14 protein-coding genes and 1 tRNA gene are annotated in these 15,127 nt (G+C 66.5%); 7 read left to right on the top strand and 8 right to left on the bottom strand.

Features of this window, described 5'->3' with window-relative positions; genetic code table 11:
• Window positions 1–273 precede the first annotated feature (273 nt).
• The 5 genes from XcuCFBP2542_RS03155 (at window position 274) to XcuCFBP2542_RS03135 (ending at window position 6,051) form a co-directional block, all read left to right on the top strand.
• Window positions 274–1,278, top strand: a complete 1,005-nt coding sequence (locus XcuCFBP2542_RS03155; protein WP_104602164.1) for a bifunctional riboflavin kinase/FAD synthetase — start codon at window positions 274–276, stop codon at window positions 1,276–1,278.
• Between the two features lie 12 nt (window positions 1,279–1,290).
• The gene (gene ileS, locus XcuCFBP2542_RS03150) at window positions 1,291–4,122 is read left to right on the top strand and encodes an isoleucine--tRNA ligase (RefSeq protein ID WP_104602163.1); all 2,832 of its coding nucleotides are present in this window, start codon (window positions 1,291–1,293) and stop codon (window positions 4,120–4,122) included.
• 235 nt (window positions 4,123–4,357) lie between these two features.
• Window positions 4,358–4,876, top strand: coding sequence for a signal peptidase II (gene lspA / locus XcuCFBP2542_RS03145; RefSeq protein ID WP_104602162.1), 519 nt, complete (start codon window positions 4,358–4,360; stop codon window positions 4,874–4,876).
• 64 nt (window positions 4,877–4,940) lie between these two features.
• Complete coding sequence (ispH, locus tag XcuCFBP2542_RS03140) at window positions 4,941–5,891, top strand: 4-hydroxy-3-methylbut-2-enyl diphosphate reductase (RefSeq protein ID WP_104602225.1); 951 nt, start codon at window positions 4,941–4,943, stop codon at window positions 5,889–5,891.
• Between the two features lie 84 nt (window positions 5,892–5,975).
• Window positions 5,976–6,051: transfer RNA gene (locus XcuCFBP2542_RS03135), tRNA-Thr, on the top strand.
• 82 nt (window positions 6,052–6,133) lie between these two features.
• Here XcuCFBP2542_RS03135 and XcuCFBP2542_RS03130 read toward each other — a convergent pair.
• Window positions 6,134–6,424, bottom strand: a complete 291-nt coding sequence (locus XcuCFBP2542_RS03130; protein WP_104602161.1) for a helix-turn-helix domain-containing protein — start codon at window positions 6,422–6,424, stop codon at window positions 6,134–6,136.
• Between the two features lie 87 nt (window positions 6,425–6,511).
• On the opposite strand from XcuCFBP2542_RS03130, the gene XcuCFBP2542_RS03125 reads away from it, so the two are divergent.
• Entirely contained in the window at window positions 6,512–6,973 is a 462-nt protein-coding gene (locus XcuCFBP2542_RS03125) for a hypothetical protein (protein ID WP_104602160.1), read from the top strand.
• A 174-nt stretch (window positions 6,974–7,147) separates the two neighbouring features.
• Here XcuCFBP2542_RS03125 and XcuCFBP2542_RS03120 read toward each other — a convergent pair whose 3' ends face one another.
• Window positions 7,148–8,245 (bottom strand): DNA cytosine methyltransferase, encoded by a 1,098-nt coding sequence (locus XcuCFBP2542_RS03120; RefSeq protein ID WP_211292968.1) that lies wholly within the window; start codon window positions 8,243–8,245, stop codon window positions 7,148–7,150.
• Window positions 8,246–8,352: 107 nt separating this feature from the next.
• Between XcuCFBP2542_RS03120 and XcuCFBP2542_RS03115 the strand changes: the two genes are divergently transcribed.
• Window positions 8,353–9,465 carry a restriction endonuclease, SacI family gene (locus XcuCFBP2542_RS03115; protein WP_104602158.1) on the top strand — a complete coding sequence of 371 codons (1,113 nt, stop codon included), beginning with the start codon at window positions 8,353–8,355 and terminating at the stop codon, window positions 9,463–9,465.
• Window positions 9,466–9,467: 2 nt separating this feature from the next.
• Here the strand turns inward: XcuCFBP2542_RS03115 and XcuCFBP2542_RS03110 are convergent, their stop codons facing one another.
• The 6 genes from XcuCFBP2542_RS03110 to XcuCFBP2542_RS03080 all read right to left on the bottom strand — a co-directional run bounded on the left by XcuCFBP2542_RS03110 (window position 9,468) and on the right by XcuCFBP2542_RS03080 (window position 15,124).
• Window positions 9,468–9,977 (bottom strand): hypothetical protein, encoded by a 510-nt coding sequence (locus tag XcuCFBP2542_RS03110; RefSeq protein ID WP_104602157.1) that lies wholly within the window; start codon window positions 9,975–9,977, stop codon window positions 9,468–9,470.
• Window positions 9,978–10,199: 222 nt separating this feature from the next.
• Window positions 10,200–10,439 (bottom strand): hypothetical protein, encoded by a 240-nt coding sequence (locus tag XcuCFBP2542_RS03105; RefSeq protein ID WP_104602224.1) that lies wholly within the window; start codon window positions 10,437–10,439, stop codon window positions 10,200–10,202.
• 34 nt (window positions 10,440–10,473) lie between these two features.
• The gene (locus tag XcuCFBP2542_RS03100; protein WP_104602156.1) at window positions 10,474–11,199 is read right to left on the bottom strand and encodes a hypothetical protein; all 726 of its coding nucleotides are present in this window, start codon (window positions 11,197–11,199) and stop codon (window positions 10,474–10,476) included.
• A gap of 643 nt (window positions 11,200–11,842) precedes the next feature.
• Window positions 11,843–12,088, bottom strand: a complete 246-nt coding sequence (locus XcuCFBP2542_RS03090; protein WP_104602154.1) for a hypothetical protein — start codon at window positions 12,086–12,088, stop codon at window positions 11,843–11,845.
• The gene (locus tag XcuCFBP2542_RS03085; protein ID WP_104602153.1) at window positions 12,081–12,599 is read right to left on the bottom strand and encodes a hypothetical protein; all 519 of its coding nucleotides are present in this window, start codon (window positions 12,597–12,599) and stop codon (window positions 12,081–12,083) included. The genes XcuCFBP2542_RS03090 and XcuCFBP2542_RS03085 overlap by 8 nt, the downstream gene beginning before the upstream one ends.
• A gap of 446 nt (window positions 12,600–13,045) precedes the next feature.
• On the bottom strand, window positions 13,046–15,124 hold the full coding sequence (locus tag XcuCFBP2542_RS03080) for an AAA family ATPase (RefSeq protein WP_249027600.1): 2,079 nt from the start codon (window positions 15,122–15,124) through the stop codon (window positions 13,046–13,048).
• Window positions 15,125–15,127 lie beyond the last annotated feature (3 nt).

The following is a 15,127-nucleotide window of genomic DNA, read 5'->3' as shown; positions in this document are numbered from 1 at the left end:
GGTGATTCCTGGGCGAATGCTGCCTGGATCTGGAGTCGGCAAGGACCGTGCAGGCGTGGAAAGTCCACTGTAGTGCGTGCCGACGGTGACGGCCGACGGTCGGTTGCCAGCCGACGCCTGCCTGCGCGGTGCCTGCTGAGGGCCGGCTCGGCGTCGTGCCGGTAAGCGCTGGCGTGCTCGGTGCGGGCCATGCGGGTTGACAGGCACGGCTATACTTACGCGTTATGCATCAACGAGGGTCGGCCACAGGCCGGCATCTGTTTGGATCGAGGAATGAGCAGGCTGTTTAGAGACGTCGAGGGCGGGACGCTGTTCCCGCACGGAAGCGTGGTCTGCATCGGCGCCTTCGATGGCCTGCACCTGGGGCATCGGGCATTGGTGCAACACGCAGTTGACCGCGCGCGCGCGCTGGGCGTGCCGGCGGTGGCGTTGAGTTTCGAGCCATTGCCGCGCGAGTTCTTCGCCCCGGCCGCTCCGCCGCCGCGGCTGACCCTGGCACGCGCCAAGATCGAAGGCTTGCTCGGCTTCGGCGCCGACAGCGTGGGCCTGATCCGCTTCGATGGCCACCTGTCGGCGATGAGTGCCGAGGATTTCGTGCGCCTGGCGCTGGTTGGCCGGCTCTGCGCCCGCGAGGTATGGATTGGCCCGGAGTTCCGTTTTGGCCATCGCCGCGGCGGCGACATCGCCTTGCTGCGCACCCTGGGCGAACAGCACGGATTTGCGGCCGGGGAGATCGCGCCGGTGCATCTGCATGGCGAGCGCATTTCCGCCACGCGCATCCGCGAGCTGCTGGTGACAGGCGAGTTTGCGCATGCCGCCGATCTGCTCGGCCGCCCGTATGCCATCGGAGGACGGGTGGTGCGCGGCAAACAGCTGGGGCGCACGCTGGGGTATCCCACTGCGAATCTGCGGTTTTCGCGCACGCCGGCGCTGTCGGGCATCTATGCAACCTGGGTGCATGGCGTGGCCGCGCAGCCATGGCCATCGGTGTCCAGCTTCGGCACGCGGCCGACCGTGGCTGGCGTGGAGCCGCTGCTGGAGGCGCATCTGTTCGATTTTCAGGGCGATCTGTATGGCCGGCATCTGGAGGTCGAATTCGTCGCCAAGCTGCGCGACGAGGAAAAGTTCGATGGCCTGGAGGCGCTGACCGTGCAGATGCATCGCGATGCCGAACAGGCGCGTGCCGTGTTGCTTGAGCATGCGCCTTCTGCAACACCCGTGAGCCATCCACAAGCGTCTGCACGCACACGTGCCGACACTCCAGACAACGCAGCGTAACGGTAGATTCCTGTGACCCAAGACTACAAAGCCACTCTCCATCTGCCTGCGACGGAATTTCCGATGCGCGGCGACCTGCCCAAGCGCGAGCCGGCGATGCTGGACCGCTGGGAGCGCGAGGGGCTGTATGCGCAGCTGCGCGCCAACGCGGCCGGGCGCCCGCTGTTCGTGCTGCACGATGGCCCGCCGTATGCCAACGGCCAGATCCACCTCGGCCATGCGGTCAACAAGATCCTCAAGGACATCATCGTCAAGTCCAAGTATCTGGCTGGCTTCGATGCGCCGTTTATCCCGGGCTGGGATTGCCATGGCCTGCCGATCGAGATCGCGATCGAAAAGAAGTACGGCAAGGTCGGCGTCAAGCTCGATGCTGCGCAGTTCCGGCAGAAGTGCCGCGAATACGCGACCGAGCAGATCGATCTGCAGCGCCGCGACTTCAAGCGATTGGGTGTGATCGGCGATTGGGACAACCCGTACAAGACGCTGGATTTCCACTTCGAAGCCAACGAGATCCGTGCGCTGGCGAAGATCGTCGACAACGGCCACCTCACCCGTGGCGTGAAGCCGGTGCACTGGTGCTTCGACTGCGGTTCGGCGCTGGCCGAGGCCGAGATCGAATATGCCGACAAGGTGTCGCCGACGGTGGATATCGCCTATCCGGCGCGTGATCCGGCGGCTATGGCTGCTGCCTTCGGCGCGCGCTTGCCGGCCGGCGTGGGTGTGGCGGTGCCGATCTGGACCACCACGCCCTGGACGCTGCCGGCCTCGCTGGCGGTGAGTCTGGGTGCGGAGCTGGATTATGTGCTGGTTCAAGGCCCGGTCGATCGCGGCCAGCCGCGCTGGCTGGTGGTGGCCGAGGCGCTGGCGGCCAAGGCGCTGGCCCGCTACGGCGTGGACGAGGTCGTGGTGCATGGCCATGCCAAGGGTGCGGCGCTGGAGCAACTGCTGCTGGCGCACCCGTTCTATGCCGAGCGCGAGATCCCGCTGCTGCTGGGCGACCACGTGTCGGCCGAGGACGGCACCGGTGCCGTGCACACCGCGCCTGGCCATGGCCAGGAGGACTACCAGGTGTCCAAGCAGTACGGCCTGCTGGAGCGCTATGGCGCCGCGCAGATCAACCCGGTGGACGGGCGCGGCGTGTACCTGCCGTCGACCCCGCCGCTGGGCGACACCGTGCTGGCCGGGCTGCATATCTGGAAGGCCAACGAGATCATCATCGAGGCCTTGCGCGACACCGGTGTGGTGCTGGCGGCGAGCAAGATGGAGCACAGCTACCCGCACTGCTGGCGCCACAAGACGCCGATCGCCTTCCGCGCCACGCCGCAGTGGTTTTTCTCGATGGAAAAGGCCGGTTTGCGTGCCGATGCGCTCAAGGCCATCGAAGGCGTGACCTGGTATCCGTCCTGGGGCCAGGCGCGCATCGCCGGGATGGTCGAGGGCCGCCCGGACTGGACCATTTCGCGCCAGCGCACCTGGGGCGTGCCGATCGCGCTGTTCGTGCACCGCGAAACCGGCGAGCCGCATCCGCGCAGCACCGAACTACTGCGCCAGGTGGCTGACCGGGTGGAGCAGGGCGGTGTGGACGTGTGGTACACGCTGGACGCGGCCGAGCTGCTGGGCGAGGAGGCCGCCGACTACGACAAGATCACCGACATCTTGGATGTGTGGTTCGATTCCGGCGTCACCCACGAGGCAGTGCTGGTGGACCGCGGCCTGCCCAAGCCGGCCGACCTCTACCTGGAAGGCTCGGACCAGCATCGCGGCTGGTTCCAGTCCTCGCTGTTGACCGGCGTGGCGATGGACAAGGCGGCACCGTACAAGCAGTGCCTGACCCACGGCTTCACCGTAGACGAGCACGGCCGCAAGATGTCCAAGTCGTTGGGCAACGGGATCGAGCCGCAGGACATCATGAAGACCCTGGGCGCGGACATCCTGCGCCTGTGGATCGCTTCGGCCGACTACAGCAACGAGATGTCGCTGTCGCAGGAAATCCTCAAGCGCAATGCCGATGCGTATCGTCGTCTGCGCAATACCGCGCGGTTTTTGCTCGGCAACCTGCATGGCTTCGATCCACGCCAGCACCTGGTGGCGCTGGAGGACATGGTGCTGCTGGACCGCTGGATCGTGCATCGCGCATACGAACTGCAGGAAAAGATCGTGGCCGCCTACGCGCGCTACGACTTCGCCGAGATCGTGCAGGCACTGCTGAACTTCTGCAGCGTGGACCTGGGCTCGCTGTACCTGGACGTCACCAAGGACCGTCTGTACACGATGGCCGAGGATTCGCGCGGACGGCGTTCGGCGCAGAGCGCGATGTATCACGTGGCCGAGGCGTTTGTGCGCTGGGTTGCGCCGGTGCTGAGCTTCACCGCCGACGAGCTATGGGCCTATCTGCCGGGCGAGCATGCCGGCAACGTGCTGTTTGCCACCTGGTACGACGGCCTGGCGCCGTTGCCGGCCGATGCCGCCTTGACCAGTGCGGACTTCGACAAGCTGCTGGCCCTGCGCGAGCAGGTGGCCAAGGTGCTGGAGCCGATGCGTGCCAATGGCGCCATCGGCGCGGCACTGGAAGCGGAGATCACCGTGGCCGCCGATGCGCAGACCGCCGCGCGCTGGCAGCCGCTGAGCCAGGAATTGCGCTTCCTGTTCATCAGTGGCGATGTGACCGTGACTGCGGCCAGCACCGACGACATCTTCGTCAGTGCACAGCCGACCACCAAGTCCAAGTGCGTGCGCTGCTGGCACCACCAGGCCAGCGTGGGCAGCGACCTGCGGCATCCGGAGCTGTGCAGCCGCTGCGTCAGCAACATTGAAGGCCCCGGCGAGAACCGTCGTTGGTTCTGATGGATTGATTGCGGGAGTCGGTTCCAATACTCCTTCTCCCGCAAGCGGGAGTCCGTTCCAATACTCCTTCTCCCGCAAGCGGGAGTCGGTTCCAATACTCCTTCTCCCGCAAGCGGGAGAAGGTGGCGCGCAGCGCCGGATGAGGGCCGTACTTGGCGCATCCGGCGCTGCCTGCCGATGTGCCCGTCGGCCAGCGTCTCCCGACCCCGGGAGTCGCACCACCTAAGGTGATTTCATGACCGCAAGACCTAAACCCTCCGCATTGATCTGGCTGTTGCTGTCGGCCGTGGTGATCGGGCTGGACCAATGGAGCAAGGCCTGGGTGCTGTCCAGCCTGCCTGAGTACACGCCGGTGCCGGTCATCGAGGGTTTTTGGAACTGGTACCGCACCTACAACACCGGTGCGGCCTTCAGTTTTCTGAGCGATGCCGGCGGCTGGCAGCTGTGGTTCTTCACCGCGCTGGCGGTGGGCATCAGCGGCCTGCTTGCCTTCTGGCTGTCGCGCACCGCGCGCGCGGATTGGCGCAGCGCACTGCCGTACGCGCTGGTGATCGGCGGGGCGATCGGTAACGTGATCGACCGGCTGATGCACGGCCACGTGGTCGATTTCATCCAGTGGTACATCGGCAGCCACACCTGGCCGTCCTTCAACATCGCCGATTCGGCGATCGTGGGGGGCGCCATCGGAATCGCCGTGTTCGGTCTGTTCGACAAGCACGGGAATCGGGAACCGGGAATCGGGAATCGAGGCTGAAGCCGGTTGCCGGCTTCTATCATTCCAGCCGATCCCACTTCCCCATTGCCGTAGAATGCCCGTCATGGACGTCCTGCTCGCCAATCCCCGCGGTTTCTGTGCCGGTGTCGATCGCGCGATCGAGATCGTCAAGCGTGCGATCGAGACGCTGGGCGCGCCGATCTACGTACGGCACGAAGTGGTGCACAACCGTTTTGTAGTTGACGATCTCAAGGAACGCGGCGCGATCTTCGTCGAGGAACTGGACGAAGTACCAGATGCGGCCACGGTGATCTTCAGCGCGCACGGCGTCTCGCAGGCGGTGCGCCAGGAGGCCGAGCGGCGTGGGCTGAAGGTGTTCGACGCCACCTGCCCGCTGGTCACCAAGGTGCATTTCGAGGTGGCGCGGCATTGCCGGGCCGGCCGCGACGTGGTGCTGATCGGCCACGCCGGGCATCCGGAAGTGGAAGGCACGATGGGGCAGTGGAGCCGCGAACGCGGCGCCGGCAAGATCTATCTGGTGGAAGACATCGAGCAGGTCGCCACGCTGCAGATCGACCAGCCGGACAATCTTGCCTACACCACCCAGACCACGCTGTCGGTGGACGACACCATGGGCATCATCGAGGCGTTGCGTGCGCGCTATCCGGCCATGCAGGGGCCGCGGCACGACGACATCTGCTATGCCACCCAGAACCGCCAGGATGCGGTGCGCGACCTGGCGCGGCAGTGCGATCTGGTGCTGGTGGTGGGCTCGCCCAACAGCTCCAATTCCAATCGCCTGAGCGAGCTGGCCCGGCGCGACGGGGTGGAGTCGTACCTGATCGACAACGCCAGCGAGATCGATCCGGCCTGGATCGTCGGCAAGCAGCACATTGGCCTGACCGCCGGCGCCTCGGCGCCACAGGTGCTGGTCGATGGCGTGCTGGCGCGGCTGCGCGAGCTCGGCGCGGCGGGCGTCTCCGAACTGCAGGGCGAGCCGGAATCGATGGTATTCGCATTGCCCAAGGAGCTGCGGCTGCGCCTGGTCAGCTGAGCGGGGCAGGTATGTGCCGCCAGCCGGCGCGCCAGTTGCTGGAGATTGACCGCACGCTGTCCACGCTCCTACAATTGGCGGCTCGCCGGAATAGCTCAGTTGGTAGAGCGGCGCATTCGTAATGCGTAGGTCGCAGGTTCGACTCCTGTTTCCGGCACCATGTACATCAAGCACTTAGGCTGCCTTCGGGCGGCCTAAATGCTTTTCAGGGATGCGCACGAACACGGTTTGAGCACGAATGCTCAGTTCCCGTGCGACTTCTTGCCTTTGCGCGCCTTCGCTGAAGACGAGCCGCCGCGCTGTTCTAGATACTCGGCAAGTAGGTTTTGCGGTGCAATTCCCAGTGCTTCGGCGAACTCGACCAGCTCCACGGCGTCAATGCGACGCTCACCGCGCTCGCACTTCGAGACGAAAGTCTGTGTGTTGCCCAAGCGGCTAGCCAAATCGACCTGCGACACTCCCGCACGCTTACGAGCCGCTTTGAGAACGGCTAGCAGAAGCTGGTAGTCGGAGTTGTGCGTCGATTGAGGCATCGTGCGATGACTTGATGGTCATCACACGCTAAAGTTCGGATTGGAATAGTCCAAAATGGACTATTCATCAAAGCCGAAGGGAAGCACATGAAGCGCGTAGGGGTTCTACTAGTCGTCCTTGTTGTCCTGGCCTGGATCGGGTCAGGGCTGGTGCCGCGCAGCGAGCCTGCAGATGCCTCCACGCCTGCCGTAGTGGCCGAAGCGCCGCAGAAGCAAGCCCAGCAGGCAGAAGTGTCGAAGCCAGAGCCGGAGCGCCCGCTGACGGTAGCGGAGAAGAAAGCGCAGCACGAGAAGTGGTTCGGCGCTGAGATGATCGTGGCGGCCGAGCGCGCTGTGAGGGCCGAGCTGAAGGACCCGGACGCCGCACAGTTCAAGGAGGTGCGCGCCAACTACACCGAGGAGTTCGGTGTTGTCGTCTGCGGCCGGGTCAACGGCAAGAACGAGCTCGGCGGGTACACCGGCTTTCGGCGCTTCGTTTCGGGCGGCAAGAGCGTGATCCTTGAGGGGCGGGACAACATCGCTGATGCTTGGGCTAGAGCTTGCTTGTAGTCGTTGAAGGGCAGCCGGGTTGGCTGCCACTCTCGCTTTCACAGCCCTGCGACTAAGCTGGAGCAGAGCAAGTGGAGACCCTGTTTGCAGGCGTCAATTCGTTTATGGACGGCGCATCATCGCGCGCGGTTAGTCCCGCAGAAATGAAAAGGCCGCCTCGTCGGCGGCCTCTCTTCAAGCGATTTCCAGCTCCAATTCGTCGGACGTTCGTCGCCGCTTCTTCGTCGCGCTGGGGCTTTCGGATAGCAGCTCGAACACCACTGAGGCCACTGCTTCGGCGAGCAGGCATGGCACCGCGTTCCCGATCTGCTTGAACACCGAACTCTGCGGGCCGGCGAACCTGTAGTCCCGCGGGAAGGTCTGGATCGCGATAGCCTCATCCACGGTGAGGCGGCGCAGTCGCTCGGGCACCGTCTGCCAGTCGATCGGGTCGCCGCCATCCATCAGGTGGGCGTGGTAATCCTCGACCCACGGCGTCTCGTTGCCGTAGAGCGCTGCGTCGTCGATGATGGGGGTTCTGTTGCCGCCCATGCTCGCGGGCAGGGTGGACGCGTGCCCGTCGAGGTTAAGCGGCCGCCCCTGCCCGTTGAACAGCATCCCTGCATACGGTGAGCGGCGCATCACGGGACTCGCGGCGGCGGTGACCTTCGCGCGGCATATCCGGTTGTTAGTGGGTGAGCCGATCTTGCCTACTCCTAGCAGAACATCGCGGAGCTTCGGAGCCGAGCGTCTGTGATCGTCGATCAAGTCGCGGAAGCGATTGGGCCTGTCACGGAAGCCGACTAGAAACATGCGCTCGCGGCCCTGTGGGATGCCGAAGTCCTTGGAGTTGAGGACCACCAGCTCCACGTTGTAGCCCAGCTTGTTTGCCTCCTTGAAGAGACCCTCTCGTACCGCGCTGAACTTCTCAAGCGTGGCTAGTGACTTGACGTTCTCCATGACAAAGGCGGCGGGTCGAATCAGCTTGACCGCCTCCATGTAAGACCAGACAAGCTTGCTGCGCGGATCGTGGGCATCCATCTTGCCGGCCACGGAGAAGCCCTGACACGGAGGGCCGCCGAACAGACAGGCGACGTCCCCGTCGCGCCCCAGAGCCTTTAGCTCGGGCATCAGGTCATCGATGCTGCCATGGTGGATGTGGTCACCGTGGTTGAGGCGGTAGGTCTCGCAGGCATCCTTGTCGAAGTCATTGGCCCAGGCGACCTCGAACCCCGCGTTGCGGAACCCGACGTCCATGCCACCGGCGCCTGTGAAAAGGGATACAGCCTTCATCGATAACCTCTCAAAACCATTGGGACGGATCGGCATCCGCTATTCATCTTGACTTGCCTCGCGTCATCGGGCAACGTCCGATTCCCTAGACTAGGGGGAATCTCAACTTGACGCAGGCCATTATTGACCACGCGGCTGCCCGCGAGAAGCTGAAGAGCGCACTTTCGGCCGCGAAGGCTGACGGTTTTCAGCCGCAACACGTGAAGAGCGATGCCATCTCGGACGTCATGCTCGGGCGCCACCTCACCTATCGCTACATCCTGCTCACCAACCTGCTCGCGAAGGCGACCAATGGCCGCGCCAACGGGCTTGCGCTGCAAGCAGGCGCCGACCTGAATGGCGCGTTCGACTCCCGCTCCCTTTGTCACAAGGTCGTGGTGGATTTTGACCGCGACCCGAACCAGCTTGCGGGCAAGCTCGGCCGTTCCAACGAGCCGTACCTGAACAAGCCCGCGCGATACACCGCTCTCACCGCCGAGAACGCCGTGCGGCGCGGGTACGACCGCAGCATCCTCGGGAAGTGCATCGACATTCTCGGCAACCTGCGAGACGCGGCCGACGCCGAGCACGCGCTGATCGACGCGATCTATTACACGATGCAGCGCGAGTCGCTGGTCGGAGAGGCCGCCGAACTCGACGGCGACGCCACGCTCCACAAGGTCCTGACAAAGTTCGTGAGCGCCGCGGTCGCGCAGTCCTGTGAGGGCGAGTCGTGCGCGATCGTGACCGGCCTCGCGTTCTTCCTGCTGGGTCGCGGAACTGGCCGGGAGTTCGAGATCAAGGTCCACCCCGTGAATCAGGCCGGCTCCTCGTCTAACGAGGTGCTCGACGTCGATGTCCTTTCCGATGAGGTGGTGACCTATGCGGCAGAGGTCAAGGATAAGGAGTTCAGTCCCAACGACGTCGGCCATGCGGCACTCAAAGTGGCGCATGCTGGGCTTGGTGCGTTTTACTTCGTGTGTGGACCAAGGTCGCAAGGGGCTTTTCGCAGCCAAGACCTCGTCATCAAGATTGCGGATGACCAGAGAGTCCGGGTGTCCTTCGTGGACGTCGAGCAGTTCTTCGCGATGTGCGCGGGACTCGCCCCGCCCGAAGTGTCCGCCGACGAGGTGTGGGCCTTTGTCGATTCGGCGATGATGAAGGCGCGCGTCAAGGACGCGACGCAGGCGCACATCCTCGGGGCTGCCCGCTTTGCGGGGTTGGTGAGCGGCGAGGACTGACTTCACTCGCCCCCCTCGCTGACAACGGTCACGGTGCGCAGCGCAGCCGCCGACTGCTCCTCGTCCATCTCGGCAGGGTGGTGCTTCTGGCGGGGCGGCACCTCGACGCCCTTCTTGCGCATGTCGTTCGCATACCAGCGGACGCTCTTGTCCGTCGCGGCCGCGCCCTCGACCTGTGCATTGACCATCGCCGCGATGAGGGCGTGCGGGTAGCCGGCAGGGTCCATCAGGATCGCGCGGGCGAGCGCTCCGACACCGAGGCCGCGCGGCTTCCTCTCGGTGGCCTCGGGCGCCTCGACGACCTCGGCCTTCGGCTCTGCGCGCTTAGCGGCCGCCTTGGGCTTCTTCGGCTGCCCGGACGCGGCCAGGTCGATGTCCTTGGCTGCCGCGATCTGCTCGATCCGCGCGACGATCTTGGCCCGAGTCGCGAACGTCTTCGGGCCGGCGGGCTTGTCGGCGATGCGGTTGTGCAGGGCCAGCAGTTCCTTGGTCGGCATATCTTCCAGCTTCATGGTGCTCTCCTACGGTTGGGTTGTAGGGGCATCGTGTCGCGCCGGGTGAGATACGGGAGCCGGGGTAGGTCCAAAATTCAGGGTTCTAATTGCCCGTCGGCGGGTGGGGGATCCCAAGTGCATGAAAAAGAAGGGGATGCCGTGAAGACATCCCCTCCGAAACACGGCCGGGCCACCCGTTGCCCTCTGCGCACCTAACCAACCCGGCCGGGTTTGCTCGGGTCAGGCCGGGAGGAAGGCCAGGTGCGCCATCCCCGGCCCGAGGGCGTCAGCCCTGCGCTTGGTCTCGCGGTCCACGTACAGGTCCAGCGCGCGGCAGTAGGGCTGCCCGGCCAGCGCCGCTGCCTCGTCGAACTCCTCGGAGCCGACGGCCACGCCGTTGCGGGCCGCGGCGGCCTCAAGCTCGGGGAACGGGTCGCACCTGTGCTGGATCGCCGCGACCAGGGCGGCGAGTGCCAGCATCGCCGGGTGGCACGGCGGGTAGTGGGCGCGTCGGTCAGTCATCGCCGTCGCCCCCGATCAGGTCGTGGTCGATGTCCCGCTCGCGCATGGCGAGCTGCACCGAGCCGAGCGGGTTCGAGCGGCCGGCGTTCCAGGCGCGGATGGCGACCAGGATGCCCTGGAGGCGCGCGTCGCCCAACTTGATGTACTCCTGCACCTTCAGGAAGTCGTCCTGCCTCATCGCGGTCGCCAGCTCGACCGGGCCGACCGGGCGGTCCTTGGTGGGCAGGCGGTCGATCAGGGACAGCACGGCCGAGGCCAGGGCGACGTTCCGGGTGCCGACGGCGACCTGGGCCATGTGGCCGAGCTCGGCTGGGCCGGCGTGCTGGAGCTGCTGGAGGTACTCGGTGCGCTTGGGGTCGCCCAGGGCCGCGCGGGCCAGGACCTTGGCCGGGGAGTCGTAGAACTGGCGCTGGCCGACCAGCTGCGCGTGCGGCGCGCCGGCCTCCTTCATGATCTTGTCCAGCTCGGCCTTGGAGTTGTCTTTGATCTCGCGGACGCTGGCGAGGGTCTCGTGCTCGGCGAAGCGCGCCACGTCGGCCATGCCGATGCCGGGGGCATTCTTCCAGCGCGCGGCGATCTGCTGCTTGCGGGCCGCGATGTCCTTGTTCAGCCGCTCGATCGCGGCGAGGGTGCGCTTGTGCAGCAGGTCCAGGGTCGAGGCGAGATCGCCGATCTGCTGGGTGTTGAGGAGGGGGGTGTCGCTGAGTTCGATCTTCATTGCTCGTGTGCTCCGGTGGGTTGTGGTCCTCCGGTCGCCTGTCACGAGCGCATCCCCAGCCGTGGGGTGGTCTGCGCGCCAATGCGCTGACCGGATGCGTTCAATGTGTCGGGGTGCGCTGGCCGCGGACGCCATCGTTCTCCAGGCGTGTTTCCCTCGGATCTGCCGCCGTCACTGCGGCTTGCGGATCATGGGCTTGTCGTCGCGCCGCCCGCCGATGGAATGTCAGGCGTCCCAGTCGGGACGCGGCCCAGTCGGCATGCCGCCGACGCCGCCGCACTCCTGGCACATGCGGGCGCGGGCCACGTCCTCGGAGAAGTGGGACCGCCCGCAGCACATGCAGCGGAGCCAGCCGACCCGGCGCACGACCCTGGGCGGGTCGTAGTTGGGGTCCATCACGGGGGCGCGTCGCGCGCCGCCGTCGTTCGGCCACCGCTCGGGCTCGGTGAGGGGCCTTGCGATGCGCCTGTCCTCGGGCGTCAGCTCCCGCCGGCCGGGCGTGGCGCCGAGCCAGCGGTAGCTCGGGTGCCTGGGGTCGTGCGCGCGGGCGGTGACCGTGCTGTACCCGATGCCGAGCGCCTGGGCCGCCGACCTCGCGGAGGGGTATCGCACCCCGTCCACCTCCACGGCGACCGCGTGCCCGTTAGTGCCCCCGGTTGACGCTGCCATGCTCGCGCCGCGCCTCGTACTCCAGCGACATGCGCTCCCACTCGTCCGCGTCCAGGCGCGGCACGGGGCCGAGGCAGGTCATCTCGCTGCGGCGTGCCAGGGCGTCGCGCCCGCCCATCGCTTCGACCGCCTCGGGCGCCGTGCCCTCGATCGCGCCCAGCATGACCTCGATCTGCTCCGCCTTGGCCAGGGCCTCGGCGACGCTCAGCCTGTCACTCATCGTCGTGCTCCTCGTCGTGCGGCCGCGCCGCGTTGTACTTGGAGAGCAGCGCCACGAGCTGGGCGCGCTCGTCGGCGGGCATCGCCAGCAGGGCGTCGGCCGAGAGGCCCGTGTCCTCGACCCTGACGCGCAGCCTGTCGGCCATCTGCTCGCCGTAGCGGAACTTCAGGAGGACCTCCAGGAGCCTGTCGCTGTGCTTGCGCACCGTCAGCGGCCGCTCCTCGCCGGTCGCCGGGTCTGCGGTGGTGGCGAGTCGTCCCTGGTGGATGACTGGCTCGTCGTAGCCGATCGCCGCGCGCCTGTAGGCCTCGTCGAGCAGCGCGTCCAGGGCGACCTCGACCGCCTTCTCCCACCGGGTGCGGAACTCGATGTCGTTGGCCTTGTGGTAGAAGGCCGTCTGCCTGCTGATGCCCGCCGCGGCGGCGGCCTGCTTGGGCGAGCACGTGTCCTCCAGCACCTGGAAGAACAGCTCGCGCCGCTCGGGCGTGAAGGTGTTCGGGATGGAAAGCACGGTCGCCTCCGGGGTGAAAAGTGGCTTACGGCGTGATGGTGTCGTGCTTACGCGCGCAGGCACGCCATCGTTCAAGCAGTCGGATCAATGGCTTGGATGGCGTCGGCCCTCTCATGTCTGATTAGGCGGCGCGCATCGGCGGGACGACCTGGAAAGTTCGCCTCGCGCGCGAGGGACACGGCACGCAAGGTTGGACGCATCCGTCCACGCGCTCACTGTTTGTGGAGTTATTCAAGAATCAGACTCCGGGCAGACTTCGCTTTCACTTTCTTAAGAAAGTGAAAGCTGCGAAGTCTCGTCTGCCGTGGCCGAATTCTCGTCCGAAGTCTGCGAATCGAGTGGGCGCATAAGCTGCTGATTCGGAACAGACTTCAGACTTCAGGACGTCGCGAAGTCTCCGAAGTCTCGAGACTCCAAAATCAGACTTCAGGAGACTTCGCGGGCGTTCATGACGTGGCCTCGACCCGCACCACCTTCGGCGCCGTGGAGTGCTTGCCGACGCGCTCGCACCACAGCCAGAAGTGGCGACCGCCCCAGCTTGCGCGCACGGCGTCGATGCGACCCTCGGGGATCTTGTCTGCCACCGCGCGCTGCGCTGAGCTCTTGCTCATGCCCAGGCGCTTGGTGGCGGCGTCGAGCAGCTCGGATGCCTTCACCGTCCCGTCCTTTGCGCCCAGCTCGCACGCCAGGGCAGTCAGCCCGTCGTCCGCCGTCGCCTCGCCCCCGACGTCGGAGGTCGCGTCGACCATCAAAGTCGGACGGAGCACGAGCGACGACGGCGGCCTGCCGTTCCAGTCGGGTTCCCCTGGAAGGTCCACGCGCTCCAGATTGAACCGCATCGGCGGCTCGCGCTCCGCGTCCTTCTGCTTGTGCACGGTCACGGTGATGGCGCGCATTTCCTTGTCGCGGATCACCTCGACCGTGGTGTCCATTGCACCGAGCAGAGACGAGCTGCCGCGCATGCCCTTGCCGGGATCCTTACCGGAGTGATGCACGACCACGACGGTCGCGCCCGTCTCGTCGCGGATGCGCTTCATGCTCGCGATGTAGCGACCCATGTCCTTCGCCGAGTTCTCGTCGGCACCCGCGGCCGTCTGGTTCAGCGTGTCGATGACAACCAGGCGCAGCGGCCCGAGCTCCTCGACCACGTCGCTGACGAAGGCGCGGACGCCGCCGTCGCGCTCGGCGGCCAGGTTGATCTCGCCGTGGTCCAGCCAGAGCGGGAACGTGCCCACGTCGATGCCGCGGTCGATCTCCCACGCGCGGACGCGCTTGCCGAGGCCAGAGGCGCCCTCAGCCGCGACGTACAGGACGCCGCCGTCGGTCACCCGGCGGCCGTGCCAGTCCACGCCGCCCGCGACGGCCATCGCGATGTCGAGTGCAAGGAACGACTTGCCCGATTCGGGCGCGCCGTAGATGGCCGCGACGCTGTCCTCGACCAGCAGGCCGGGCACGAGCCACCGCGGCGGCGGCAGTGCCTTCAGGTCGTTCACGTTGAGGAAGCGCCTGCGGGCGCGCGGCTCGATCGGTTCGACCTCGTCCCACACGTCGAAGTCGTCGGCCGCGTCGGGCGGCGCGATGTCGGACCCGGCCTCGTTGAGGCGCCTGCGCAGCGTCGCGATGGTCACAGCGTCGTCGCGGCCGGCGTGCAGCGAGTCCCAGCGGCGGCCGACGATCCATTCGTGGTCCGCGAACTTCGGGTCGGACGTGCTCCAGTCGATGAACTCCTGCCGCCCCGCGCCGTCGGTGGCGTGGTGGCACGCCATCATCAGCTCGCACCATGCGTCGTGCTCACGGAAGTCCGTCGGGTCCAGGTGTTCAAGCGAAGCGGCCAGCTGCTCGGCGGTGATCTCGCCTGCGCCCGTGGTTCGCTTCCTCTCCGGCCTGCGCGCCGCCTCGACCAGCCTTGCGGGCAGATCCGGCATTCGGTGCAGCGGGGGCGAATCTGGCGCCCAGCGGTACACGCCGCCGGTCGGGTGCACCGAGCCAGGGGCGACAACCTGGCGGCCGAGCGACTTGAACTCGACGCCCGCGAAACCGTCCACGCTGTCCAGCAGCAGGGCGCCCCCGGGCTTGCGGAAGTAGAAGTGGTGGCCGGGGTGTTCGAGGTTGCCGGTCAGGACGTGCGGTGCCGAGGTGAGCGGCAGGCCGAAGGTCGCGGCCAGCTCGGCCAGGCTGTCGCGCCCCGCGGGGAAGTTGCGCGGGTCCACGTCCACCACGACCACGTCGGCGGGAAGGCGCACGCCCAGGTTAAGGCCGTCGCGCCTCGCACGCTCCAGCACCTCGCCCTGGTCGTAGGCGCGTTCCTGCCACCGCTTATCGGCGGGCATCTTGTCGCGGCGGCGCAGGGGAATCAGGTCGAGGCGGACGTCGCGGTACTGGGCCGCGGCCTCAAATGATGGCGTCGAGGCGGCAGACCCCGCGGCATCATTGACCCCGTGAGCTCTGGCAGGCTCCGTCTCCCGGTCGGTTGCACCCTTACGCCCACGGTCTAGCACGCCGTGGGCGTTTTCATGTGCGGCCATCGG

It is taken from the genome of Xanthomonas cucurbitae, from assembly GCF_002939885.1.
In the GTDB taxonomy this organism is placed as follows: Bacteria; Pseudomonadota; Gammaproteobacteria; order Xanthomonadales; family Xanthomonadaceae; genus Xanthomonas; species Xanthomonas cucurbitae.
The sequence above is the reverse complement of the archived record's forward strand: the minus strand, read 5'-3'. Positions and strand labels throughout refer to the sequence as shown.

Bases quoted from the DNA above. Each gene is read 5' to 3' on its own strand.
- lspA (WP_104602162.1), top strand. From the start codon at position 4,358: ATGACCGCAAGACCTAAACCCTCCGCATTGATCTGGCTGTTGCTGTCG.
- XcuCFBP2542_RS03130 (WP_104602161.1), bottom strand. From the start codon at position 6,424: ATGCCTCAATCGACGCACAACTCCGACTACCAGCTTCTGCTAGCCGTT.
- XcuCFBP2542_RS03155 (WP_104602164.1), top strand. From the start codon at position 274: ATGAGCAGGCTGTTTAGAGACGTCGAGGGCGGGACGCTGTTCCCGCAC.
- XcuCFBP2542_RS03110 (WP_104602157.1), bottom strand. From the start codon at position 9,977: ATGAAGCTGGAAGATATGCCGACCAAGGAACTGCTGGCCCTGCACAAC.
- XcuCFBP2542_RS03125 (WP_104602160.1), top strand. From the start codon at position 6,512: ATGAAGCGCGTAGGGGTTCTACTAGTCGTCCTTGTTGTCCTGGCCTGG.
- XcuCFBP2542_RS03120 (WP_211292968.1), bottom strand. From the start codon at position 8,245: ATGAAGGCTGTATCCCTTTTCACAGGCGCCGGTGGCATGGACGTCGGG.
- XcuCFBP2542_RS03080 (WP_249027600.1), bottom strand. From the start codon at position 15,124: ATGGCCGCACATGAAAACGCCCACGGCGTGCTAGACCGTGGGCGTAAG.
- ispH (WP_104602225.1), top strand. From the start codon at position 4,941: ATGGACGTCCTGCTCGCCAATCCCCGCGGTTTCTGTGCCGGTGTCGAT.
- XcuCFBP2542_RS03100 (WP_104602156.1), bottom strand. From the start codon at position 11,199: ATGAAGATCGAACTCAGCGACACCCCCCTCCTCAACACCCAGCAGATC.
- XcuCFBP2542_RS03105 (WP_104602224.1), bottom strand. From the start codon at position 10,439: ATGCTGGCACTCGCCGCCCTGGTCGCGGCGATCCAGCACAGGTGCGAC.
- XcuCFBP2542_RS03090 (WP_104602154.1), bottom strand. From the start codon at position 12,088: ATGAGTGACAGGCTGAGCGTCGCCGAGGCCCTGGCCAAGGCGGAGCAG.